Below are 23,475 nucleotides of genomic sequence, written 5' to 3'. Positions count from 1 at the left end.
CGGCTCTCGATTTGTCGTTAGGCGGATACCTGTGGGTGTGTACACGCGCCAACCTCCTCTAACAGTTGCACGATGCGCTCGGCGGCGTTCGGGATTGCCCATGCGCGTGCGGCAGCCTGCATCTGGGCGCGTCGCTGTGGACAGTCGCGCAACTCCAGCAATCGCTCCGCCAGCCGCTGGGGCGAAAGTGCAGCTTGGTCGATAACCTCCGCTGCGCCCCGCGCCGCCAACGCGGTGCAATTATACCGCTGATGCCCCCCCGCCGCGTGGGGGTACGGAACCAGGATCATCGGCAGCCCGTTGAGCGCAAATTCGGTAAGGCTACCCGCGCCGCCGCGCCCGACGACCACATCCGCCGCGCGGTACGCCAGTCCCATCTCGCGCGCGGGCAGAAACGCACGCGGATGATAGTTGCCGTTCAATCCCAGCCGCTCCGCCGTGCTGCGCACCAGTTCAAAATGCGCCTCGCCTGTGATATGAAGCCACTGAAGCTCGCTTAACGGCAGATATTGAACCGTGTTCAGCGCCGCCTCGTTTAACGCTTGCGCCCCTTGACTGCCCCCAACCACCAGCACGCAGAATTTGTCGCGTTTCAGCCCGAAATGGTCGCGCGCGGTGGTCGGCTCTACATCAGGCAAGTAGACTTCAGGACGCACAGGTAGCCCTGTGCGCATGGTCGTTGCGCGCCCGAACACCTGCGCCGCCTCCTCGAAGTTCACGCAGATACGCACGGCGCGCCGCGCCAACCAGCGGTTCGCCTTGCCTGGTAGCGCGTCAGGCTCCAACAACACCAGTCGCTTGCTCAACCGCAGGAACGCCAGCGCAATCGGCACAGAGGCGTAACCGCCCGTGGTGAACATCACCTCCGCGCCGAACGCCTGCAGATGGCGGTGCGCCTCGCCGCGCACACGCCAAATCGTCTGCAGCAGAGACCACAGCGTGCGCTGCGTGGAACGCAGCCCGCTCATCTCCAGCAGCGCATGCGGCACAGGGAGCGGGACGCGCCCTTCAATGCCGTGCTTCGCGCCGAGATACAGCACCTCGTGCCCCCGCGCCTGCAACGCTTGCGCCACCACCAGCGCAGGGAACAGATGCCCGCCTGTAATCCCGCCCGCAATTGCGACCCTCATGGCGTCTCCTTCGCCAGCGCGATTCCGATGCCCAACGCTGCCAGCAGGCTCACCAGCGCGGAGCCGCCCGCGCTCACGAACGGCAACGGCAAGCCCATCGTCGGCAGCATTCCCACCGCCATGCTGAGGTTCATCAGCGCGCCGACACCGAGCCATATACCTAACCCGCCCCAATATAGCCTTGCCGCGCGCGTGGACGCACGCCGCGCACTCTCAAAGCACGCCCACACCAACAGTCCCAACAGCCCGATTACGCCCAGACTGCCCACCAGCCCCATCTCCTCAGCGATGGCGGCGAAGATGTAGTCGCTCTCCACTGCAGGCAGACCGCGCTTCTCGCGCCCCTCGCCGACGCCTACGCCGAATAGTCCGCCGCTGCCGACTGCTATCTGTGCGCGCACCATCTGGTAGCCTGCCTCGCGCTCATGCGCCCACGGATCCAGTGTCGCTTGAATACGCTTGACAACATATGCGCCTGGCTGCGTCTCCCATGGCTGGTCGCGCAGCGCGCCAAGCATCAAGGGCGTCGCCACCACCGCGCCTGCCAACAGCGCAGCCCCAAGCGCCCCGAAACACACCCACTGCGCACGCAACCCGCCCAGAAAAGCGATCCCGAACCCTAACAGGAACACCAACACCGCTGTGTCCTTGTCGGGCTGCAACATAATCAGCCCGATTCCAGAGAGCCAGAGTAGTACGCCCAACCATGTGCCGAGCGACGCGCGCAGGCGCGGCGCGCTCCACAACGCCGTCAGCCAAAGTAAGGTTGCCAATTTGTAGAACTCGGCAGGCTGCACGGTGATTCCGCTAATCACGGGAACAGGCAATCCGAGCCAGCGCGTCGCGCCGTTTATCGTGAGCGCGCCTGGCAATTTCAGCGCGAGCCATAGCAGCGCGCCCCACCCCAGCAGCAACCACACCCACGCGCTCGCAAGCCAGAGCCATCCCCGCACGCGACTGCAAACCCACATCACGCCCGCACCAACCACCAGCCACAGTGCCTGCATCAGCACGGGGCGGAACGCATCCAACACGGCAGGCGGCGTTCCCGCCTTCGTGAGGCGACTGAACTCCGCAATCCCAACACTGCTTTGAAAAAATAGCCCCACGAGCGCAAGCACGAACGGCGTCCACAACAGCGCAGGATGCACGCCCGTCGAGCGCGCAGCGACAGGTGCTGGCGACGCGCGCGACGGATCAGCCGAATGACGCGCGTTTTTCAGGATGTGGGACTGCCGCATTCAAGCACCTCCTGTACTAAGCGTTTGAACTGCTCCCCCCGATCCGCGAAGTTGCGGAACTGGTCGAAACTCGCGCATCCCGGCGCAAGAATCACGGCATCCCCCGCGCGGGCAAGCTGCGCCACTTCCGCAACCGCGCTTGCTAAGTCGCCTACATAGCGCCAGCGCATGTATCCGAGCGCGTCCAGCGCTGCGCCCACTGCCGCGCCGTCTCGCCCAATCAGAAGCACATGCGCTGCATGACGCGCGAGCGATTCCGCCAACTGCGCAATGCTATCGTTCTTGTCCACGCCGCCCGCAATTACCAGACACGGCTTCGGCGTCGCCTGAAGCGACTTTTCCAGCGCGTCGGCATTCGTACACATGGAGTTATTAATGTAGCGCACCCCTCCCCACTCGCCGACGAACTCCATGCGGTGCGGCACACCTTTGAAACTTTCGAGTGCCTCGCGCAGTTGCTCAGGCGTACAACCCAGAATGCTGGCGACGGTCGCCGCTGCGAGCGCGTTTTCCAGACCGTGTACGCCCAACAGCGCAGGCTTGGGCAAATCGGCGATGTTTAAGGTTTTGCCTGAAAGTTTTACTACTGGTTCCGACTGCGTGAAAAAGAGTCTCCTGCCGACACCTCTTGCGAACTGGGAAGTTGCATTGACCCCCTCCTTAAGGTTCCCCCTGCTCGCAGGGGGAACCAAGCCCTGCCCCTCTTCGCCAAGTGGGGGCAATTCTGCAGAGGTGAGCGAAACAGAACCTGCGTGGTTCCCCTCGCGAAGCGGGAGGAACCTTAAGGAGGGGGGTACATTTAATAATCGATCTACAACCCACCTCACCCCCGAATCTTCCCCATTTAGCACTGCCCAGTCGTCGGGCGTCTGATTTGCCAGAATCTTCGCTTTCGCAAGCGCGTAGGCTTCCCAGGTACCGTGATAGTCCAAGTGGTCATGCCGAATGTTCGTGATGACCGCGATTCGGGGGCGAAAAGCGTGCGTATGCAGGAGTTGAAACGAACTGACCTCCGCCACAAGCCACTCGTCGGGTGTGGCGCGCTCGGCGGCTTCCGTAAGCGTCTGCTCGTCGTCAATCCCTGCGATGTTCCCGCACAGGTGAGCGCGCAGCCCCATCGTTCGCAGAATGTGATGAATCAGCACTGTGGTCGTGGTCTTGCCGTTCGTACCCGTGACGGCGATGATGGGCGCGCGCGCGATCTGGTAGCCCAGCTCGATTTCACTCCATACGGGCACGCCTGCTGCCTCTGCCAACGCGAAAATCGGATGGCTGGGCGGCACGCCTGGGCTGACCACTACGAGGTCGTACCCTTGCAGGCTGGCAGGCGCGTCTGTCTGCGCATGAAGCGCAATCCCCTGCCCCGCCAGCGCGTCGGCGTGCGGCAGCTCAGTATACAGCTTTCGGTCAGAAACCTCTACTTGTGCGCCGCGCCTGGCGAGCGCGTGCGCCGCCGCGACGCCGCTACGCCCCGCGCCAATCACCGCCACTCGCTTGTCCGCGAACGCACTCATGGCTTGCTCACCATCGACTTACAGAGACGCCGCACGCTGCGGCAATTGCGCCCGCCAGCCAGAAGCGCATCACAATCGTCGGCTCCGCCCAGCCCAACAGCTCGAAGTGGTGATGGATTGGCGTCGCCCGAAAGATGCGCTTGCCACCGCGCAACTTGACCGAACTTAGTTGCACCACAACGCTGAGTATTTCCACTGCAAATACGCCCCCCACCAGCACGAGCGCGCCCCACGCCTGCCACTCTGGAGCAGTCAGTAGGTAGCGCAGCGTCAGCAGCCCGAAGCTCGCGCCCAGAAACATCGAGCCTGTGTCGCCCATAAACACCCGCGCGGGATGCACATTCCACCACAGGTAGCCGACGCACGCGCCAGCAACCATCAGCGCGTAGCTCATCCAGCCCCCCTGCCCCGCCCCGATGGCATACACGCCCATCATCGCGAGCGCGGTCAGCCCCGCCGCCAGCCCATCCAGCCCGTCCGTTAGGTTGAAGGCGTTCACCCAGCCCACCACCCACAGCACACCCAGCCCGAAGGTGAGCAAGTTCAGCGGCAACTGCGCCGTGTCTTCGCTTGCAAGCCCTAGCAGTGACTCGGCAGCCTCTGCGCCCGACGCCACCAGCCACAGCACATACACGCTCAACCCCGCCGCGACCAGTTGCAGCCCGAGTTTCTGCTTCCATTCCAGCCCGCGCTGCCCCGTCCAGCGACGAATCCAGTAGTCGTCCAACAGTCCGATAAACGCGAACCACACCGCCCCTGCAAAAATTACCAGCATGGGAATCAGCGTCTCGCGCGTTTGCCAGCCCCACACCGTCAGCCCCACCACTACGCCGAGCATCAGGAGCAGTCCGCCCATCGTGGGCGTGCCTTCTTTGGCGCGGTGCGTTTCGGGCGCGTAGGCGTAGATGGTCTGCCGTGCGCGAATGCCTGCCAGCCAGCCGATTACAGGCTTGCCCAGCAGCAGAGTGGCGAGCGCCGCCGCCAGAAACACTCCCGCGTCCGTCATCGCACCACCGCCTGCTCCAGCCCCAGCGCACGCGAGCCTTTCAGAAGCACGCAGTCCCCCTTCTGCACGGTGCGCAGCAGCCACTCGCGTGCCTGCTGGGGCGTCTCGAAGTGCAAGAGTCGGCTGGGGGGAAATCCGCCCTCCCTGGCGGCAGCCGCCGTCCATAGCACTTCGGTTCCAACCAAAACGAGATAATCCAGCGGTTGCGTCGCGAGCCAGCGTCCCAAGCTCCAGTGCAACCGCATGCTATATGCGCCAAGCTCCTTCATATCGCCCAGCACGGCGATCCGTCGCCGTGCTGGGATTTGGTGTATCAGCACTTGCAGGGCGGCGCGCATCGAGTCGGGATTTGCGTTGTAGGCGTCGTTGATGAGCGTCCAGCCATCGGGTTGCCGCTGCACTGCCATGCGCATTTCGGGCAGTTGGATATGGCGCAGCGCACGCGCCGCCCCGTCAGGCGCGACGCCCAGCACGACCGCCGTCAGCAGCGCCGCCGTCGCATTGATCAGCAGATGCTCGCCCAAGTACGGTAGCTCCAGCCACACCCGCGCCTGCACATCGGGCAAGTTCAGCACCACAACGCCCGCCGTGTAGTCTTCGCCCAGCTGCACCTCTGTTAGGCGAGCATGCGCTTCAGGATGGCGCCCGAAAGTGTAGACGGTCTCGCATGCGCAGCGCGCCCGTAGGAACTCGTAGAACTTGTCGTCGCGCGGTAGGATGGCAATTCCGTCGGGTGGGAGCGACTGAATCAGCTCCGATTTCGCTTCGGCGATTGCCTCGCGGCTACCCAACTGCTCGATGTGCGACCATCCGATTTGCGTAATCACTCCGACGCGCGGCTCGGCAATCTCGGCAAGGTAGGCAATCTGCGCGCGTCCGCGCATCGCCATCTCCTGCACCAGAAATCGGCAATCGGCGTCCAGCTCAAAGAGCGTCAGGGGCACGCCGAGTTCAGTGTTATAGTTTCCCGCGCTTTTTTGCACAGCGTTCGGATAACCCGCCTCCAGTGCGGCGGCAATCATCTCTTTCGTGGTCGTCTTGCCTGTGCTGCCCGTCACGCCGATAACGAGCGTATCGAACTGCCTGCGGTAGTAGCGGGCGAGTTGCCCCAGCGCGTGGACGGTGTTCGGCGTGCGCAGCAACGGCATCTCCTCTGCGCCCAACGGCACATACTCGACCAGCGCGGCGACGGCGCCCTTGTCGAACACCTCTTGCAGGTAGTGGTGTCCATCCGTGCGGTTGCCGCGCAACGCCACAAACAGGTCGCCTGCCTCTACAGCGCGGCTGTCTATGCAGACGCCCGTGATGGCGACTGTTTCCAAGTCGCGAATGTTCACAGGTTTCGCGCCTGTCGCCATAACCACCTCAGAGAGTCGCATCGCTCGTCTCATCGCTTCGCTCCTGCCGCCTCCTTCGCTACTTCGATGTCGCTAAAGGGCAGCTTCTCTGTGCCCACAATCTGGTACGGTTCGTGTCCCTTGCCCGCCAGCAGGATGAGTTCGCCTGCCTGCGCTGTGTGCAGCGCGTACTCGATGGCGCGCTGTCGGTCTGCCTCCACCAGCGCGACTTTCCCGCGCAGGTCGTTGGGCACGCCTGCGAGTATCTGCTGCAGGATTTGGTGCGGGTCTTCCGTGCGCGGGTTATCGGAGGTGAGGATTACGCGGTCGGCAAGCTCGGTGGCGATTCTGCCCATCTGGGGTCGCTTCGTGGGGTCGCGGTCGCCGCCGCAGCCGAACAACACGGTCAGCCGTGTGGGGTTCAGCATGCGTCCAGCCTGCAGCACGCGCGCCAGCGCGTCGGGCGTATGCGCGAAGTCCACAATCACCGTGTAGTCAGCGTCGATGGGCGCGCGTTCAAAGCGTCCAGGCACTTGCGACAGGCTCGCCAGCCCTTGCCGAATGACTTCCAACGGGACTTCTAACGCCAGCGCTGCAGTCGTCGCCGCCAGCGCATTATATAAATTGTAGGGAGCGATGAGGGGGGTGTGAAGAGGAAGTTCCTCGACGCCGCGTGCTGAACCCCCTCCTTGAGGTTCCCCCTGCATGCAGGGGGAACCAAGGTGTGGTTCCCCTCGCGAAGCGGGGGGAACCTTGAGGAGGGGGGCAACGGCGGTGAGGGTGGAGTGCCTGCCTGCCCCGTTGCGTGTTGTCAGAGTTGTCCGAATCCAGAAGCGCAGTGCGTCGTGTCCGTATTCTACGCGCGTTGCCTGCACCAGGGCGCACTCGCTTTCGCCGTAGGTGTAGACCGCGCCCCGCGCCTTCGCCGCGAATACCCTGCCCCACTCATCGTCGATGTTGACAACCGCTCGGAACGGTTTGCCCGACTGTTCCGCTAAGTCCGTGAACAGGCGCAGTTTCGCGGCGGCGTAAGCTTCCATCGTGCCGTGATAGTCCAGATGGTCTTGCGTCAGGTTCGTGAACACGCCGACATCGAAGCGGATGCCGTCGGCGCGCCGCTGATCCAGCGCGTGCGAGGAGACCTCCATCACCGCCGCCTGTGCGCCCCGTGCGCGCGCCTGCTGCAGCAGCGACTGCAGCTGGTAGACTTCGGGTGTGGTGAACTCGCCTTCTTGTGCCAGCGCCTCACGCCGACCGTCAGGATACTCGATCCACGCGCCGAGCGTGCCAATCAGCACAGTCGGCTTGCCCCACGCCGCCAGTATCTTCTGGAGCATGTGGGTCGTAGTGGTCTTGCCGTTGGTGCCCGTGACGCCGATGGTCAGCATGTGTTGCGTCGGGTCGCCATACAGCCGCTGGGCGATGCGCCAGAGCGCTTCGCGCGTGTCAGGCACACGGACGAACGGGAACTCGGAGGCGACTTGCGCCGCTGCTTGCTGCACCATGACAGCCGCTGCGCCTTGCTGCAGCGCGTCCGCGATGAAGTGATGCCCGTCGTGCTGCCGCCCCGCAAGCGCGACGAACAGGTCGCCGCGTTGTACGCGCCTCGAGTCGACGCAGACACCTGTAATCTCGGCGTCGCCCCGCGCCTCCACTATCGGCAGCCCCTGTATCAGCTCACTCAATCGCATCGGTTCACCCTGCGCGTGTGCGCGGATTGAAAATCGCGGGTTGCGAGCGCGTCGCCTCGCGTCGCGACGGCGGGAGCCGCCAGTACCACATGAGGAACTGCGCCACTTGGCGGAATGCGGGCGCGGCGACCTCGCCGCCGTAGTAGCCGTTTCGCGGCTCGTCTGCCAGCACGAGGATGACCGCGCGCGGGGCATCCGCGGGCACAATCCCCACAAACGACGCGATATACTTGCCTTGTGCGTAGCCACGCCCGCCCTCCATAGCTTTCTGTGCCGTGCCCGTTTTTCCCGCTACCCAGTAGCCCTTTAGCCGCGCATGTTTGCCAGTGCCCTCCTCTACCGCCTGCACCAGCCCGCGAATGACCAGTCGTGCATATTCGGGGGGCACGATTAGCTCTGACTCACGGTGCGTCAGCGCAGGCTCCAGCACAATTCGGGGCGCAATCCAGCGTCCCTCGTTCGCCAGCGCGCCATAAGCCGCCGCGAGCGCGAGCGGAGAGACCATCAGCCCCTGCCCGAAGGCGAGATTCGTCGCCCGCAGTTCCCTGCCCCAGCGCACAAGCTCTGGCGGGATGGTGCGCCCTACCTGCTCGCCTGTAAAGCCCGCCTCCATCGGCTCGAACAGGTGGAACCGCTGCAACGCGCGATAGACGCCCTCCAGCCCTACGCGCAGTCCCATCTGCGCCATCGCCACATTACACGAGTGGCATAGCGTGTCCTCCAGCGTCAAGCGACCGTGTCCCCTACCCCGCCCATGCGCCACGCATCGAATCGACTTCCTGCCGACTCGGATTGCCCCTGAGCAGTAGTAGCGGCTCGTTGGGCTGACGGCGCCTTCCGCCAGCAGCGACGCGACCACCAGCGGCTTGACGGTAGACCCTGGCTCATACAGAAACTCTACTGCGCGATTGCGCAGCGGCTCCATCGCGCGGTTGCGTTCGGCAGGCGTGTCGTTGCGCGGACGGTTCAGCCCTTCGCGAGTGGCGAGATCAAAGGTCGGGCGGTTCGCAAGCGCCAGAATGTCCCCTGTGTGGGGGTCTAACACCAGAATCAGCGCGCCTTTCGGGCGATGCTTGCGCCAAAGTTGCTCCAGCGCGTCTTCGGCAACCGCTTGAATCGCGGTATCCAGCGTCAGGCGCACCGACGCGCCATCAGTGGGCAGTTCACGGTGGCGTATCGTTTCGGGAATCAGCAAGCCGCCAGGCGCGATTTCGCCCTCCTCGACGCCGTTCCTACCTGCCAACACGGTGTCGTAGCTCTTCTCGACGCCGCTCACGGCGACCAGCAGGTTGCCCTCCTCCCGACTCTCGCGTAGCTGGGTCAGCCCTATCACTTGCGGGGCGAGCGAGCCTTGCGGATAGGCGCGGGTCGGGGTGTATTCGCGCATCAGCACGGGGCGTTCGCTGCGCTTGAGTTCGCGAAACGCCGCCTCAAACTCCGCTTGCAGTGAGTGATAGCGTTCGATAGGCGCGCTGGTCGCCACACGCAGGTAGCGGCGTTCGGACTGTTGCGCCTGCAGGATTTGCGTCCGCAACGCTGTAGGGTCGCCGCCCAAGTGCTTGGCTAAAATCCGTGCCATGCGCTCAGGCTCACGCACGCGCATCGGGTCAATCGCAATATGACAGCAGACTTGGCTCTGCGCCAGTGGCTTGCCGTTCCGATCCAGAATTGCGCCTCGCTTTGCCAGCAAGGGGCGACGCCGCAGTCGGCGACGCAATCCCGCCTCCAGCAGCGCGTCGTGTTGAAATACCTGCAGGTGCACCACGCGCGCCGCCACCAACGCGCCGCCCAGTCCCAGCAGCGCACGCGCCCAGTCAATGCGCCGAAGTTCCTGCGCCTTCAAGCGCACGGTCGCATGACGATACATCGGGCGCGTTCGTACCATCGCCTCACCTCAACAACGCTGGAATATCCATCGCCACAGGTGCGGGGGGCGATGTGGGCGCGTCCAGCCCGATAATCGTCAGCTCAGGTCGCTCATCGACGCGCACCATCCCCGCCTGCTCCGCCCATCGGCGCACGGACACCTCCTTCGTATGCACGGCAAGTTGCCCTTGCAGCCGCTCGATGTTCAGCTTGATGCGGTCTTTTTCGCGGCGCAGGCTCTCGCAGCGTGCGCTCTCGTAGTTCAACATCGCCACAGCGGTCATATGAGTTGTAAAGACCGCGACGATGACGCCTATGGGCAACAACGGCAGTCGGCGCGGGCGCGCCTTGCGCTGCGGGCGCACACTCGGCGCCGCATGCGGTTTGGGACGCGCCTGCGGTGTTCGCTCCGCCGCATGCTCCCGTTTCGGTTTCGTTGTTGTTGGCATATGGTCATCCTCCTTCCCCTACCCTGCGCGGCGGGCAGCGCGTAGTTTCGCGCTCCGCGCACGGGGGTTGTCCTGTATCTCCGCTTCGCTCGGCTCGACTGGCTTCGGGGTCAAAATCTCCAGCACAGGGCGGGCGGCTTCCGTTGCGGATGCGCCCACACCCACAGGCTCGCGCACACGCTGGCTAAGGTTCCGAAACGCATGTTTGACCGCGCGGTCTTCCAGCGAGTGGTACGCCAATACACATATGACGCCTCCCACCTTCAAGCAACCTGCCATCGCCTCAAACGCAGGCTGCAAGTCGTCCAGTTCACGGTTGACCGCGATTCGAATTGCCTGAAAAGTGCGCGTGGCGGGGTGAATGCGCTTCTCCTGAAACTTTTTCGGGATGGCTTCCAGCACGGCGGCGGCAAGGTCGCCTGTGGTGTTCATGCGCCCTTGGTCGCGCCTGCGGATAATCGCACGCGCGATGGGCTTCGCCCACTGCTCGCCTCCGTACTCCCGCAGGATGCGCACCAGGTCGGGCAACCGAATGCGTTGCAAGAGGTGGTAAGCAGTGGTGGGCTGTTCCCTGTCCAAGCGCATGTCCAACGGCGCGTCGTAGCGGAAAGCGAACCCACGCTCTGGGTCGTCTAACTGCTCACTGCATACCCCCATATCCACCAAAATCGAATCCACGGCTTTGATTTGCAATTCTTGCAGCACTTCAGGTAAATTTCTGTAGTCGGCGTGGATATAATGCGCCATGCAAGGGATGTCGGCGAGGTTTTGCTGGGCAAGTGCAAGCATTTGGGCGTCGCGGTCGAGCGCGATGAGTAGCCCGTCGCGCCCCAGTCGCTCCGCAAGGGCGCACGCGTGCCCCCCTGCCCCGACGGTGGCATCTACCGCGATACCCCCGACAGGCGGGTTCAGATACTCCATCACCTCGCGCACCATCACAGGTTTATGCATCTCAGATACCCATCTCCGTGGCGTAATCCAGCAACTCCACCGAGTTCGCTGCCTCGTTCAAGATGTTGTAGAACGCCTCCCGTGCCCAGATTTCCACGCGGTTCTCGCATCCGATAATCGAAACCTCCGAATTTGGCTCGATACCAGCCCACTCGCGCAGTTCCTGCGGAATTGCCACGCGCCCCTGATTGTCGGGCGTGACTTCCGTCGCCGCGCTATACAGCAACCGCTGCAGATGCATCTTGCGCCTGTCAAAGATGGCACCTTGCTCAAACTTTTGGCTCAGCCCTTGCCATCGATCCAGGTCGAACACATAGACACAGCGGTCAAATCCGCGAGTCAAGACGAAGCGCTCCCCAAGGTTCGCGCGGAAGCGCAAGGGGATTACCACGCGCCCCTTGTCGTCCACTGCGATACTGCTACCACCTTGCAAGATTGCCATCGTCAGCCACCGTGATTACCACTGAGTCTCCACTCAGCTACCACTGAGCCTCCACTTGGCTAATATTATAGCCCATCTTGCACGATTTGTCAAGGGTTTTAGCCCCACTTGCCACCAGAATTGGGGCAATTTGGGGGTAAATTGCCCACATATAGCGGTTGACGAGGGTGCCAGTGGATGTCCAGTGGGGGCTAAGCGCGTTTTCTGCCCTCACTTCCAGCCCTTCTCTCCCTGCGTGGGAGAGGGGTGTAGGGGGCACGGCGGTGCGCCCAACCGTTCCCCCTCTCCCGCCTCGCACAGGGAGTGAGGGCGACAAGAACGCTGTTAGGTACAATTCTCACGATGCAACCCCTGGTCGGCGTGATTATGGGTTCCCAATCGGATTGGGAGACGATGCGCCACGCGGTGGAGACGCTCGAATCGCTGGGCGTGCCCTACGAGGTGCAGATTGTGTCGGCGCACCGCACGCCTGACAAAATGTTCGAGTACGCCCACACTGCTGAGTCGCGTGGGCTGGAGGTGATTATCGCGGGCGCAGGGGGCGCAGCGCACCTGCCTGGTATGACCGCCGCCAAAACCACCCTGCCCGTGCTGGGTGTGCCCATCGAATCGCACGCGCTCAAGGGGCTTGACTCGCTGCTTTCTATCGTGCAGATGCCTGCGGGCGTGCCTGTAGGGACGCTGGCGATTGGCAAGGCGGGCGCGATTAATGCCGCGCTGCTGGCGACCGCCATCCTCGCGAACAAATATCCCCAGTTCCGCGACGCCCTGCACGCCTACCGCCAGCGCCAGACACAGGCAGTGCTGGAGAACCCTGACCCACGCGCGGAGTAAACGATGGAGGTCGGCATTCTCGGTGGAGGGCAACTGGGCAGGATGCTCGCGTTGGCGGGCTACCCGCTGGGCGTGCAGTGCGCGGTGTACGACCCTGCGCCTGACGCCTGCGCGGGGCAGGTTGCCCCCCTTATGTGCGCGCCGCTCGACGACGCCGACGCGATTGCACGCTTCGCACAGGGCAAACGAGTGATTACCTACGAGTTCGAGAATGTGCCTGTGAGCGCCGCATGGTGGGCAAGCGCGTGGACACCTGTGCGCCCGACGCCCCGCGCTTTGGAACTGTTCCAAGACCGCCTGCTGGAGAAACAGTTCCTGCGCGAGGTGGGCATCCCCACGCCTGCGTTTGCGCCCATAGATCCTGAGAACCCCGCAGACGCGCTGGAACAGGTCGGCTGCCCTTGTGTGGTCAAGACGCGGCACGGCGGCTACGACGGCAAGGGACAACGAGTCGCGCACACCCCTGACGAATACCTCCAGGCGGTGGCGCAGCTGGGCGGCGCGCCGCTGATAGCGGAGGCGTTCGTGCCCTTCAACCGCGAGCTGTCGGCAATCGGCGTGCGCGGGCGCAACGGCGAGATGCACGCCTACCCGCTGGTGCAGAACCATCACCACGAAGGAATTCTGCGCCTGTCGATCGCGCCTGCGCCCGACTCAAATGCGCTGTTGCCCACAGCCCAAGACTACCTCAAGCGTCTGATGGACGCGCTAAAGTATGTGGGCGTACTCGCGCTGGAGATGTTCCAAGTGGGCGACCAGTTGCTGGCGAACGAGGTCGCCCCGCGCGTGCATAACAGCGGACACTGGACCATCGAAGGCGCGCACACCAGCCAGTTCGAGAACCACCTGCGCGCGATTCTGGACTTGCCGCTGGGCAGCACTGCCCCGCGCGGCGTGTCGGCAATGGTAAACCTCATCGGCGACATCCCGCCTATTGTGCCGATTCTGCGCATAGAAGGTGTTCACCTGCACCTGTACGGCAAGACTCCCCGCCCAGGGCGCAAAGTAGGGCACATCACCCTCTGTGCAGACGACTACAAATCGCTGAAAAAGACGCTGGCGATGGTGATAAGCCGCGCGTCTCTCAACTTGCCTATCGACCCTATTTCGTGACTTAACCTGTGCCGTTTTCCCAGCGCGAGTGCAGTTGGGCAGACGCGCTTTGCAGCCCTCGCTTAGGGGGTTAGGAGGAGGTTCGCAAAAGGCGTGCAAGCGGATGCGCGCTTATGAACCTTGATGGGTGGACGGGTATCCTTTTAGCCGTGAATCGCCCCAGTTGGGATGAGTATTTTATGCAAATCGCGCACATGGTGGCGACGCGGGCAACATGTCCGCGTCGGAGCGTCGGCGCAGTGATTGTGCTGGACAAGCGCATTTTGGCGACAGGCTACAACGGCGCGCCAATCGGACTGGCGCACTGCACGGAAGTGGGCTGCCATATTGTGGCAGGGCACTGCATCCGCGCCCTGCATGCCGAACAGAACGCGATTCTGCAAGCCGCTCTGAACGGCGTCTCCACACGCGGCGCGACCATCTATGTGACCTGCCAGCCCTGCAACCACTGCGCCAAGATGATTATCAACGCAGGCATCCAGCGCGTCGTCTTTGAAGGCGACTACCCCGACGAGTTCGCGTTAGAACTCTTCGCTGAAGCGGGCGTCCAACTGCATCGGTATCGCGAGGGTACAATTGAGGAAGTAGATTTGACGCCTTTTAGACCGAAGCGATGAAGACGATTACGGTAGTGTTTTTGCTGTCGTTGGCGACGACCTATCTACTCACTCCGTGGGTACGGCAGTTGGCGGTTCGGATGGGCGTGCTGGATCACCCCGATGCGCGGCGCGTGCACACCGAGCCGATTCCGCGTTGGGGTGGGCTGGCGATTTACATTGGAGTGTTGGTCGGCATGCTGGCGGGGCTGGCACGGCTCTATATGCTTGCGCCGTCCGATAATGTGTTTCTGGAGCGCGCGCTGCAGTTCCTGGGGCTGCTGCTGGTCGGCACGGGCGTGCTAATCGTCGGCATGCTGGACGACAAGTGGCAGTTTTCCGCCGCCGTACAGATGGGCGCGCTGTTGCTGGCGGGGCTGGTGGTGCAACTGTTTGGGGTGCAGATTGAGGGCTTCGCCGCGCCGATTGGGGGCAAGTTCAGCGAGGCGCAGTGGGTGCCGCTGGGGGTGTGGACGATTCCGATTACCGCCCTCTGGATGTTCGTCGTGAGCAAGACGATGGATACTATCGACGGGCTGGACGGTCTGGCGGCAGGTGTGAGCGCGATTGCGGCGTTCGCGCTTGCCCTGATGGCGCTACAGGCGGCGGACTTGTTAGACCAGCCCTATCCGAACTGGCTGATTGCGATTACGGCAGCGGCGATTGCAGGCGCGGCGGGTGGCTTTCTGCGCTACAACTTCAATCCTGCGCGAATTTTTATGGGCACAGGCGGAGCGCAGTTCCTTGGGTTTATGCTCGGCGGGCTGTCGGTTATCGGCGCGTTCAAGACCGCCACCGCCTTCGCGATTGCCATCCCGCTGCTGGTGTTCGGGCTGCCGTTTCTGGACGCGGCGTTTGCGGTCGTGCGCCGTGCGCTTACGGGACAGCCCATTCACAAGCCTGACAAAAAGCACATCCACCACCAACTGCTGGCGCGCGGGCTGAATCAGCGCCAGACGGTGCTGATTCTGTATGGCATCGCGGCGGCGATGGCGGTCGTGGCGGTTATTCTGTTCCGCAAGGCGATTGGCTAAGCCCGCGCCCGTTGCCTACAGTTTTTCGCGCCACCACGCCAGATACTGCTCCAGTCGGTGGCGGCGCAGGTCGGGCGGACCGCTGCGCGACAAGCCATGACTCGACTCGGCAGGGTAGCGCACATACAGCACCTCCTTGCCCTGTCGCACCAGCGCGGCGAACAGTTGGTCTGCCTCTGTGATGGGGCAGCGCAGGTCGCCCTCGCTATGCACAATCAGCAGCGGCGTCTGGATGCGCCCCGCATACGCCAGCGGCGAACACTCCCACAGCTTTTGCGGCTCATCCCAGAAGTTGCCTGGCCAGTACCGATTCGGAATCTGCGGGAAGTCGGAGGTGCCGCCCATGCTCACCAAGTTCACCACGCTGCGGTCGGTAATCGCCGCTTTGAAGCGGTTCGTGTGCCCCACGATCCAGTTCGTCATGTAGCCGCCGTAGCTGCCGCCTGCGACGCCCATGCGCGTTTTGTCCACAAATGGCAGGCTTTCCAAGTAGTCGGCGATGGTCATCAGGTCTTTGAAGTCGCGGTTGCCCCAGTCGCCTTTGATGGCGCGGGCAAACGCCTCGCCGTAGCCGACGCTGCCGCGCGGGTTCGTGTACGCCACCACATAGCCTTCCGCCGCGTGCAACTGGAACTCGTGGAAGAACACGCGCCCGTACATCGCGTGCGGGCCGCCGTGAATCATCAGAATCGTCGGGTACTGGCGGCTGGGGTCAAAATCGGGCGGCTTGAGCAGCCAGCCGTGGATGAGTACGCCGTCGTCCGCCTGCACTTCGAACTCTTCGGGCGCGACGATGGCTACTTCATCCAGCAGGGGCTGGTTCAGCGCGGTCAGCGGGCGCAGATTCAGCGTGTTGCCTGTGCGCTCGGCGAGGAACACCTCGTGCGGATGCGTCGCGTCGCCTTTGAGTAGCGCAAGGCGATGCTCGTCCTGCGACAGGCTGAAGTCCGCAATCTCGAAGTCGCCGTCCAGCAGCTTGTCTAAGTGCGTGCCGTCCACCTTCACGCGGTAGGGGTAGACACCGCCGCGCTCGCTCACCAGAAAATACAAATGCTGGCTGTCCGCGCTCCACAGCAGGGGCGCACCGCCGCCGAACTCGCGCACATCGGTCAGCGTGCCCACCCCAACCGTGTTGTCCAGATTCGGGATGAGGTCTATCGTCTCGCCCGTCTCCAGAGAGACCAGCCACACATGGTCGTTGCGCGGGTAGGGGTCTTCGGGGTACGGGTTGCCGATATAGGCGAGGTAGCGTCCGTCGGGCGACCATGCGAGTTGGTACTTGGGTCCGTCGGGCGCGGGGATACGGCGCAACTCGCCCCCGTCGGCGGGCACGACCCAAATCGCGTCATAGCCTGGATGGTTGTCGGGGTCGGGCGTGCGGTTGCTGATAAACGCAATCTGCATCCCGTCGGGCGACCACACGGGGCTCGATTCGCTGAATTCGGGGTCGGCAACGAGTTGTTTCGTCTCGCCCGTGCGCACATCGACCACATAGAGGTGGTAGCGCTGGTCGACGAACGCGCCATCGCCGTCCAGTCGCCAGTAGGCGCGGCGGATGATGCGCGGCGGGTTCGACAGCCCCTTCTCCTGACGCTCCTTACGGGCGGCTTCGCGCCATTCGGGGGCGGTCTCGCGGTAAGTGAAGGCGATGCGCGTGCCGTCGGGCGACCACGCGAAACTGCCGATGCTCCCCTCCTCCAAGTTCGTGATTGGGCGCGCCTCGCCCCCATCAGCGGGGATCACATAAATCTGCGTCTTCGGCTTCTGGCGGCTGCTGACGAACGCGATTTGCTTACCATCGGGCGACCAGCGCGGCTGCGAGTCGCTCCACTCGCCGTAGGTGAACGGCTGGGCTTCCTCGCCAATCCGCACGCGCCACAGGTTAGAAAAGTATTTGTTTTTCTCGGCATCAATCCACTTGTAGACAAACACCACCTGCTCGCCATCGGGCGCAATCTGCGGGCTGGCGAGCAGCTTGATACGGAACAGGTCATCGATAGTGATTGTGCGCTTCATAGGGTTGCCTCCACGCGGGGGATTCGCGGCGTAGGGGCAGATTCCTGTTTATCGTGTAGGCGTCTGCACAAGCGGGCGGGGAAACGGTGTGACGAAAAAGCTCCCCGCTATGCCTCGGAACCCTCCGATGGTTTGCTCGGACGGCTCTGGCTTGCCGTAGGCGAGTTCCCACATGCCCTGCTCGCGGACAAGCCATAGGTGTTCCACGACAGCGGTGTCTACGGGCGCTTCGGGCGCTTGCGGTGGGGGCGCAAGTCGCTCAGCCACGATGCCCCACTCCCGAAGGATGCGAGCGAGGTCTCGTCGCTTGGAAAGGGGCAGTGCTGTGAGCGGAGCGCTCGTGCTACGCCCGTCCCACAGAGACTCGCGCAGGACTTCGGGCAGGTTCTCCAAGATAGCCATCACTATCCATGCGTAGCCAAGCGATTGGCGTTCACTAAGGTACATCGGCATCGGTGCGCCGAGGCGCGGAGGACGCCACTCGATGCTGCTAAATAGGAGCCACCGCGCCTGCTCCGAAGTCGTTGCATAATAAAACGCCTGCCAGTCGCCGTAGCTGCCTTGGGCGCGCTCCAAGCGCCAGAGGGCAGCCAGCGGCGGATTGGACGCGCGGCGCACGAACGCCCCCCAGTGGCGCAGCACCCACACCGAATCGTGGCGCTCCAGCAGACACGGCTCCAAGAACCTGCTTAGCAATTCAGCGAGTGTATTCTCCTTCGGGGCGTCGCCAAAAGTCGCACGCACCTGCAGTCCTTCGTACACCTCCGCGATAATCTCTTGGTCATATGCCTTCGCCCATGCCGCGAACGCGCCGAGCCATTCGAGGTCTTCCAGGGGAAGCGGCGCGTGAGCCACAGGGGCTTTTAGCAGTTGCTGGTGGCGCGCATAAGCCGCCGTGTACGCCTGCGCCCACGCGCGATCGAGCAGTTGAAAATGACTGTGCGCGTCGGCAGGGGTCCACTGCAAGCGAATGTCCGCGCGCGGCAGCGGGGAGGTAGGTATCCAAGAGCGTCGCGGGAAATCTACCGCGATTTCGTAGGCATAGCCGCCGTTGTAGCTCCAAGCGGCGCGTATCTGGAGGTGTAAGGGCACATCTTCCGCCTGGTAAAGCGGGACATGTAGCCCCGAAGGGTCTTCACGCAGCCACGCGGCGACCTCGGGCGGCAGCCGCAAGGTCTGCACGCGCACGAGCTGCCCACGCGCCAGCACTTCGCGCGCACGGAGCGGCGGACGCAGCTGAGACTGGGTGACCTCTAACGCCCACACAGGCATCCACGCCCGCGCGACTTGTCCCAAGTAGAGGAGTAGATGCGCCTGCGCCTCGAGCGGGTCGTCAGTCTTCAGCACGGCATGTCCCAGTTTAGGCGCCCACCTTTCGCGCCAGCGCTGCGCTTCGCGCACCGCCCAGCGTCGCTCCTCTTCCGAGAAGCCGAAACTGGCAAGCGGATATTTTCGCAGGAACTCTTGCAGGCGACCGCGCGCGTGGAAGCGCGAGAATTCACTACTGAACCACTCGTAAGCGCGCCAGTTGCGCAGCGCGGCTTTGAGCGGCATCTCCTGCGCATGGGCGATTTCATCGCGCAGGCGTGCCCAGTGCGCCTGCTGTGCCGATGGCGGCAAGTGCGCGTAGCGCAGTCGCACAAGATGCGTCGCGGCGCGGTCGGCAGGCACTTTCGAATCAAGACAAGCGTGTAGGAGGCGCGTTTGGAAGGCAGCTTGTTCTTCAAGAGCGCGTGCTAACCGTTCGCGCAGACGGCGCTCGCGCCCCACAATCGCGGGGTCGCGCTCCAGAATCCAGTCGCCGTCGCTAACCCGACGGAACTGTACCTCCAGCGCACGCTCCAGGAGCGCACGCGCCTCGCGCCACGAGCGCGGCTTGAGATAGATCAGTGCCAGTCGCTGACGCACTTCGGGCGCGCACGACACGCGCCTGCCCGCAACGGACATGTGGCGGGCTATCTCCTCGAACGAGTAGTGGCTCAGCGGGAACTCTATCTGCTGCGCCGTTGCGGGCGCAAGGAGCGCGGCGCACCACCACCCCAACACCTGCTTCTGCCAGCCCATTCCAACGATTCGACGGCTTGGCGCGCGGAAACGCTTCTGTCGTCCGCGCCTTTCACTCGCCGATGATTTGCACATGCACGGTGCGCGTGCGCGGGCGCGTGTCGAAGTCCAGCAGCACAATCTGTTGCCACGCGCCCAGCGTCATCCGCCCGCTCACGATGGGTATGGTCAGCGAGGGTCCCAGCAGCGAGGCGCGCAGGTGCGAATGTCCGTTATCGTCGTGCCAGCGCGCCTCATGCGCATACGGCGCATCGCGCGGAATCAGTCGCTCCAGCAGCGTCGCCATGTCCTGCTTCAAGCCCGACTCGTACTCGATGGTCGTGATGGCGGCAGTGGAGCCAACCACAAACACCGTCGCGATGCCGTTCACGACGCCCGACTCCAGAAGCACCTGCTCGACGCTCCCTGTGATGTCGAGCATGTCGTCGTTGCCCCGCGTGGAGACCGTGAACCGCCCAGAGTAGACCATCCCGCTAATAGTGTACCTGTTTGCGGAGCGCTAATTCTGCCAACGCGGCTCACTTTCGTGGATGGCGTACTCAAACTGCGGTTTGCCTTCCTTGTCGCACAGGCTCAGCACGAGGCATCGGTCGCTGCGTTTGCCCAGCACGCGAATCCGCCCGAAGCGCCGCTTGCCCCGCGCCTGTGTGTCCGGCACACGGGCGCGGGGCGTTCCCCTCGTCGGAGCGTCCGTTATGGAAATCAGCACCCTGTGCCGAAGTTGAACAACACAGTCAGCAGGTCTGCGTCATCAACCACGCGATCGCAGTTCACATCCGCATCGTTGGGACCCGTTGCGCCGAAGGCGAACAGTACCTGCAGCAGGTCCGCGTCGTCTACACAGCCGTTGTCGTCCACATCGCCCGGCACAGGCACATATGTCTCCACATCATCGATATAGACGATGTACGGACCGAGGTTCGCAGGGTCGGTGGGCGTGAACGCCAGTTGCTCCAGAGTACCTCTTTCAGTATCGAGCTGACCATTCGCTGTTGCACCTGCAAACGCGCGGATAGGATCGCAACTGGCGTCGAACTTCACCGTCACCCACTGGTCTTTCTGGTTCACCAGTTTACCGACAGGCGCGTTGTTGCCCTGTGCCGAAGTCGCGCCAATCCACTCGATGCCGCCCGAAGTGCCGCCGTTGCCTGCGCACGCCTCGGTGGTTCCCGTCTCGCGCACGCCCAGCGTCAGGTAGAAGTCGGGCGTGTCGCTGGGCACATAGAGGCGCACGCGCACACGGTGGGCGAAGGTAATCGCGGGGTTGGGTATATTCGGAGTATTGAAGGTCGTCAAGCGCAGCCAAGCGTTGGGATACGGCTGACCTGTATTCGGGTTCAGGCGGAACTGCCACGCCACGCGCAACGATTGTGTTCCGCTGAAGGCTTGTTCGTCAGAAATCTGGGAGCAATTGTAAACACCGCCCGCAAAGTTGCAGGGGTCGCCGACCACAAAACTGCTGGTCGATCCCGAAAAGCTGGGCTGGCGGAAAAGCACTACGCCGTTCGCACCGAGAGCATAACCCTCGAAGTCGGTAATCAGGCACTGAGCAAATGCGCCGCTCATGCCCATCAGCGCCGTAAGAGCCAAAACTGCGTATCGCATCCTCATCGATTCCTCCTTTCGCAGGGCGAGCCTGCGCCCTTAATTATACCCCGAATTTGTGAGGGCGTTGGGTATACTCCGCGCGATGGGCGCTGTGCGACAGGGAGGTTGGCTTGCGGCGCTGCTGGTCGCGCTGATGCTGTGCCTACCGTCGGGGGCGCAGCAGGACAAGGCGCAGCAACGCCAGCAGTTGCAACGCGAGCTGCAGTCGCTTCAAGGGGAGATTGGCAAGCTGCGGGGCGCGATTGACCAGAAGCGACGCGAGGAGCGCAAGGTACGGCGCGACCTCGCCGAGCTGGACGCGCAAATCACGCGCGTTTCGGCGCGCCTACGCGAGACGCGCGACCGCCTCGCCCGCGCCCGCAAGGAGCAGGCGGCACTGGCAAAGCAACTGGAGATTCTGACCCAACGCCTGCGCCGTCGCGAAAGCCTGCTGGCGCAACGGCTCCGCGCCGCCTACAAGTACCGTAGCGTGTCGTATCTGAGCCTACTCACGAACGCCCGAAATCTCAGTGAGCTGAATAGCCGCAGCTATGTATTGCGTCAGATCGTCAAGACCGACCGCGAGTTGCTGGAGCAGGTGCGCGCCGACCAGCAGGCGGTCGCCCAGGCGAAAGCCAAGATGGACGCGCTCGTGCGCCGAATCGACGCGCTTGTCGCCGACCTGCGCCAACAGCAGGCAGAACTCACCGACGCGCAGGACGAGAAGCAGGCGCTGCTACGAGACATCGCCCGCGAGCGCGCGCTCTACGAACGGCAACTGGCGGAGCTGGAGGCGGAGTCGCGTGCGATTGCCCGCCGCCTGCGCGCCTTGATGGAGACGCCCAAAGGACGCGCCCGCGCCGATACGCCCTGGTCGGGACGCTTCATCCGCCCCGTGGAAGGGCGAATCACTTCGGGCTACGGAATGCGCGTGCATCCCATCTTCAAGGTGCGCAAGATGCACACGGGCATCGACATCGCCGCGCCGACAGGCACGCCCATCCACGCCGCCGATTCGGGCGTGGTGGTCGAAGCGGGCTACATTCGCGGCTACGGCTACACAGTGATTATCGATCACGGCGGCGGCGTAGCGACCCTGTACGCGCACTGCTCGGCAATCCTTGTCGCAGTTGGGCAAGAGGTCAAACAAGGTCAGATTATCGCCCGCGTCGGCAGCACGGGCTACTCCACAGGACCGCACCTGCACTTCGAGGTGCGCATCAACGGCGAACCCGTGAATCCGCTCAGCTACGGATTGTAGCCGACAGGAAAATTCGCCCCGAAGTCTTATATAGCCTCGTATGGAAGCAAACATCTTTACGAATGTTGTGCTGCCCGTTGCGCTGGCGGTAATTATGCTGGGCTTGGGGCTGACGCTGACGCGCTACGACTTTTTGCGCGTGGTGATTTTCCCGAAGGCGTTCGTGATTGGGCTGACCTGCCAGATGGTGTTGCTACCGCTGGCAGGATTCGTGATTGCGAAACTGTTCCCGATGGAGCCACAGTTGGCGGTCGGGGTAATGATACTTGCCCTGTGCCCTGCGGGCGCGACGGCGAACCTGATTACCTACCTTGCGCGGGGCGATGTCGCGCTGGGGATTACTCTGACCGCATTCAACAGCATTATTATCATCATCACAACGCCGATTCTGATTAACTTGTCGCTGGCGCACTTTCTGGGCGAGACGCAGGAGATTCGGCTGCCCGTGCTGCGCACGATCATTCAGGTGGGCGCGATTATTCTTATCCCCGTCTCCATCGGGATGTTTATTCGGGCGCGGAAACCCAAGTTCGCGTTTGCGGCGGAACGCCCCGTGCGCTATTTGTCGATAGTGTTTATTGCAGTTGCGGTGTTGGGTGCAGTGCTGCAGGATCGGGAGAACCTGCCGTCGCACTTTCGGCAGGCGGGCATCTCGATGCTTGTGCTGAATGTGCTGACGATGTGGATGGGCTATAATGTGGCGCGCCTGTTCCGCCTGCCGCTCAAGCAGGCGATTGCGATTGCCATCGAGGGCGGCATCCAGAACGGCACGCTCGCCATCCTGATTGCCAGCACGATTCTGAAGCAGCCTGCGATGTCCATCCCTGCGGCGGTCTACAGCCTGATTATGTTCGCGACGGGCGCGTTTATGGTCTACTACTTCGGGCGTCGGGTACAGGCGACCGCGTCTGAGGCGGCGTCTTAGCCGCCCCAGCGCGGGTCGTCAAACCGCTGGATTTCAATCAGGTAACCATTTGGGTCGCGGGCGAACAGATGGTAAATCTGATACCGCTCGTTGTAGGCGGGCGGCTTGGTGATTTCGACGCCGTGCGCCTGCAGGTGGGTGTGCCATTCGTCGACGGCATGGGTGACCAGCGTGAGGATAACGCGCTCGGCGGGCTGGGGCGTCTCGGCGCGGCGGCAGAAACCCAGATAGCCCGCCCCTGCGACCTGGTAGATGCAACAATCCACCTGCTCCAGCACGCAGGACAGCCCCAGCACCTGCTCGTAGAACTGGCGGGTCGCTTCCCAGTTCGGCGCGGGCAGAAACGCGATAAACTCGGTAATCAGCGGGCGTGTCATGCGCTAATTATGACCTATTCTGCACTCCACGCCGTCCCTGT

At 63.2% G+C, this 23,475-nt stretch carries 22 protein-coding genes; 6 read left to right on the top strand and 16 right to left on the bottom strand.

Annotation, left to right across the window (positions count from 1 at the left end):
* Positions 1-17: 17 nt before the first annotated feature.
* The 10 genes from NW848_RS04745 to mraZ are packed head-to-tail and all read right to left on the bottom strand — an operon-like array spanning position 18 to position 11,627.
* Positions 18-1,130, bottom strand: a complete 1,113-nt coding sequence (locus NW848_RS04745; protein WP_414510553.1) for a UDP-N-acetylglucosamine--N-acetylmuramyl-(pentapeptide) pyrophosphoryl-undecaprenol N-acetylglucosamine transferase — start codon at positions 1,128-1,130, stop codon at positions 18-20.
* A complete protein-coding gene (locus NW848_RS04740) occupies positions 1,127-2,371 on the bottom strand; it encodes an FtsW/RodA/SpoVE family cell cycle protein (RefSeq protein ID WP_414510552.1) in 1,245 nt (414 codons plus the stop codon). Before NW848_RS04740 ends, NW848_RS04745 begins: the two co-directional genes overlap by 4 nt.
* A complete protein-coding gene (gene murD / locus NW848_RS04735; protein WP_414510551.1) occupies positions 2,350-3,885 on the bottom strand; it encodes a UDP-N-acetylmuramoyl-L-alanine--D-glutamate ligase in 1,536 nt (511 codons plus the stop codon). Before murD ends, NW848_RS04740 begins: the two co-directional genes overlap by 22 nt.
* A gap of 7 nt (positions 3,886-3,892) precedes the next feature.
* The gene (mraY, locus tag NW848_RS04730) at positions 3,893-4,891 is read right to left on the bottom strand and encodes a phospho-N-acetylmuramoyl-pentapeptide-transferase (protein ID WP_414510550.1); all 999 of its coding nucleotides are present in this window, start codon (positions 4,889-4,891) and stop codon (positions 3,893-3,895) included.
* Positions 4,888-6,282, bottom strand: coding sequence for a UDP-N-acetylmuramoyl-tripeptide--D-alanyl-D-alanine ligase (locus NW848_RS04725; protein WP_414510549.1), 1,395 nt, complete (start codon positions 6,280-6,282; stop codon positions 4,888-4,890). The genes mraY and NW848_RS04725 overlap by 4 nt, the downstream gene beginning before the upstream one ends.
* A complete protein-coding gene (locus NW848_RS04720) occupies positions 6,279-7,919 on the bottom strand; it encodes a Mur ligase family protein (RefSeq protein ID WP_414510548.1) in 1,641 nt (546 codons plus the stop codon). The genes NW848_RS04725 and NW848_RS04720 overlap by 4 nt, the downstream gene beginning before the upstream one ends.
* Before the next feature lie 4 nt (positions 7,920-7,923).
* Positions 7,924-9,804, bottom strand: coding sequence for a peptidoglycan D,D-transpeptidase FtsI family protein (locus NW848_RS04715; RefSeq protein ID WP_414510547.1), 1,881 nt, complete (start codon positions 9,802-9,804; stop codon positions 7,924-7,926).
* Between the two features lie 4 nt (positions 9,805-9,808).
* Positions 9,809-10,234, bottom strand: a complete 426-nt coding sequence (locus NW848_RS04710; protein WP_414510546.1) for a hypothetical protein — start codon at positions 10,232-10,234, stop codon at positions 9,809-9,811.
* 18 nt (positions 10,235-10,252) lie between these two features.
* On the bottom strand, positions 10,253-11,185 hold the full coding sequence (rsmH, locus tag NW848_RS04705; protein WP_414510545.1) for a 16S rRNA (cytosine(1402)-N(4))-methyltransferase RsmH: 933 nt from the start codon (positions 11,183-11,185) through the stop codon (positions 10,253-10,255).
* Position 11,186: 1 nt separating this feature from the next.
* Complete coding sequence (gene mraZ / locus NW848_RS04700) at positions 11,187-11,627, bottom strand: division/cell wall cluster transcriptional repressor MraZ (protein ID WP_414510544.1); 441 nt, start codon at positions 11,625-11,627, stop codon at positions 11,187-11,189.
* 342 nt (positions 11,628-11,969) lie between these two features.
* Between mraZ and purE the strand changes: the two genes are divergently transcribed.
* The 4 genes from purE (at position 11,970) to NW848_RS04680 (ending at position 15,204) form a co-directional block, all read left to right on the top strand.
* On the top strand, positions 11,970-12,461 hold the full coding sequence (gene purE, locus NW848_RS04695) for a 5-(carboxyamino)imidazole ribonucleotide mutase (protein ID WP_414510543.1): 492 nt from the start codon (positions 11,970-11,972) through the stop codon (positions 12,459-12,461).
* 3 nt (positions 12,462-12,464) lie between these two features.
* Positions 12,465-13,574 (top strand): 5-(carboxyamino)imidazole ribonucleotide synthase, encoded by a 1,110-nt coding sequence (locus NW848_RS04690; RefSeq protein WP_414510542.1) that lies wholly within the window; start codon positions 12,465-12,467, stop codon positions 13,572-13,574.
* 113 nt (positions 13,575-13,687) lie between these two features.
* The gene (locus NW848_RS04685) at positions 13,688-14,191 is read left to right on the top strand and encodes a deoxycytidylate deaminase (RefSeq protein ID WP_414510541.1); all 504 of its coding nucleotides are present in this window, start codon (positions 13,688-13,690) and stop codon (positions 14,189-14,191) included.
* Positions 14,188-15,204, top strand: coding sequence for a glycosyltransferase family 4 protein (locus NW848_RS04680; protein WP_414510540.1), 1,017 nt, complete (start codon positions 14,188-14,190; stop codon positions 15,202-15,204). The genes NW848_RS04685 and NW848_RS04680 overlap by 4 nt, the downstream gene beginning before the upstream one ends.
* A 15-nt stretch (positions 15,205-15,219) precedes the next feature.
* Here the strand turns inward: NW848_RS04680 and NW848_RS04675 are convergent, their stop codons facing one another.
* The 5 genes from NW848_RS04675 to NW848_RS04655 are packed head-to-tail and all read right to left on the bottom strand — an operon-like array spanning position 15,220 to position 20,895.
* Entirely contained in the window at positions 15,220-17,220 is a 2,001-nt protein-coding gene (locus NW848_RS04675; RefSeq protein ID WP_414510539.1) for a S9 family peptidase, read from the bottom strand.
* Positions 17,221-17,268: 48 nt separating this feature from the next.
* On the bottom strand, positions 17,269-19,284 hold the full coding sequence (locus NW848_RS04670) for a hypothetical protein (RefSeq protein WP_414510538.1): 2,016 nt from the start codon (positions 19,282-19,284) through the stop codon (positions 17,269-17,271).
* Positions 19,285-19,336: 52 nt separating this feature from the next.
* The gene (locus tag NW848_RS04665; RefSeq protein WP_414510537.1) at positions 19,337-19,753 is read right to left on the bottom strand and encodes a secondary thiamine-phosphate synthase enzyme YjbQ; all 417 of its coding nucleotides are present in this window, start codon (positions 19,751-19,753) and stop codon (positions 19,337-19,339) included.
* Between the two features lie 30 nt (positions 19,754-19,783).
* The gene (locus tag NW848_RS04660; RefSeq protein WP_414510536.1) at positions 19,784-19,942 is read right to left on the bottom strand and encodes a hypothetical protein; all 159 of its coding nucleotides are present in this window, start codon (positions 19,940-19,942) and stop codon (positions 19,784-19,786) included.
* 44 nt (positions 19,943-19,986) lie between these two features.
* Positions 19,987-20,895, bottom strand: a complete 909-nt coding sequence (locus NW848_RS04655) for a hypothetical protein (protein WP_414510535.1) — start codon at positions 20,893-20,895, stop codon at positions 19,987-19,989.
* Positions 20,896-20,974: 79 nt separating this feature from the next.
* On the opposite strand from NW848_RS04655, the gene NW848_RS04650 reads away from it, so the two are divergent.
* A complete protein-coding gene (locus NW848_RS04650) occupies positions 20,975-22,132 on the top strand; it encodes a murein hydrolase activator EnvC family protein (protein ID WP_414510534.1) in 1,158 nt (385 codons plus the stop codon).
* A 40-nt stretch (positions 22,133-22,172) separates the two neighbouring features.
* Complete coding sequence (locus NW848_RS04645) at positions 22,173-23,057, top strand: bile acid:sodium symporter family protein (RefSeq protein WP_414510533.1); 885 nt, start codon at positions 22,173-22,175, stop codon at positions 23,055-23,057.
* Here NW848_RS04645 and NW848_RS04640 read toward each other — a convergent pair.
* On the bottom strand, positions 23,054-23,434 hold the full coding sequence (locus NW848_RS04640; RefSeq protein WP_414510532.1) for a VOC family protein: 381 nt from the start codon (positions 23,432-23,434) through the stop codon (positions 23,054-23,056). The two genes, NW848_RS04645 and NW848_RS04640, sit on opposite strands and share 4 nt — an antisense overlap.
* Positions 23,435-23,475 lie beyond the last annotated feature (41 nt).

Source organism: Synechococcus sp. RC10A2, assembly GCF_047502605.1.
This window is presented reverse-complemented; position numbering and strand designations above follow the sequence as displayed.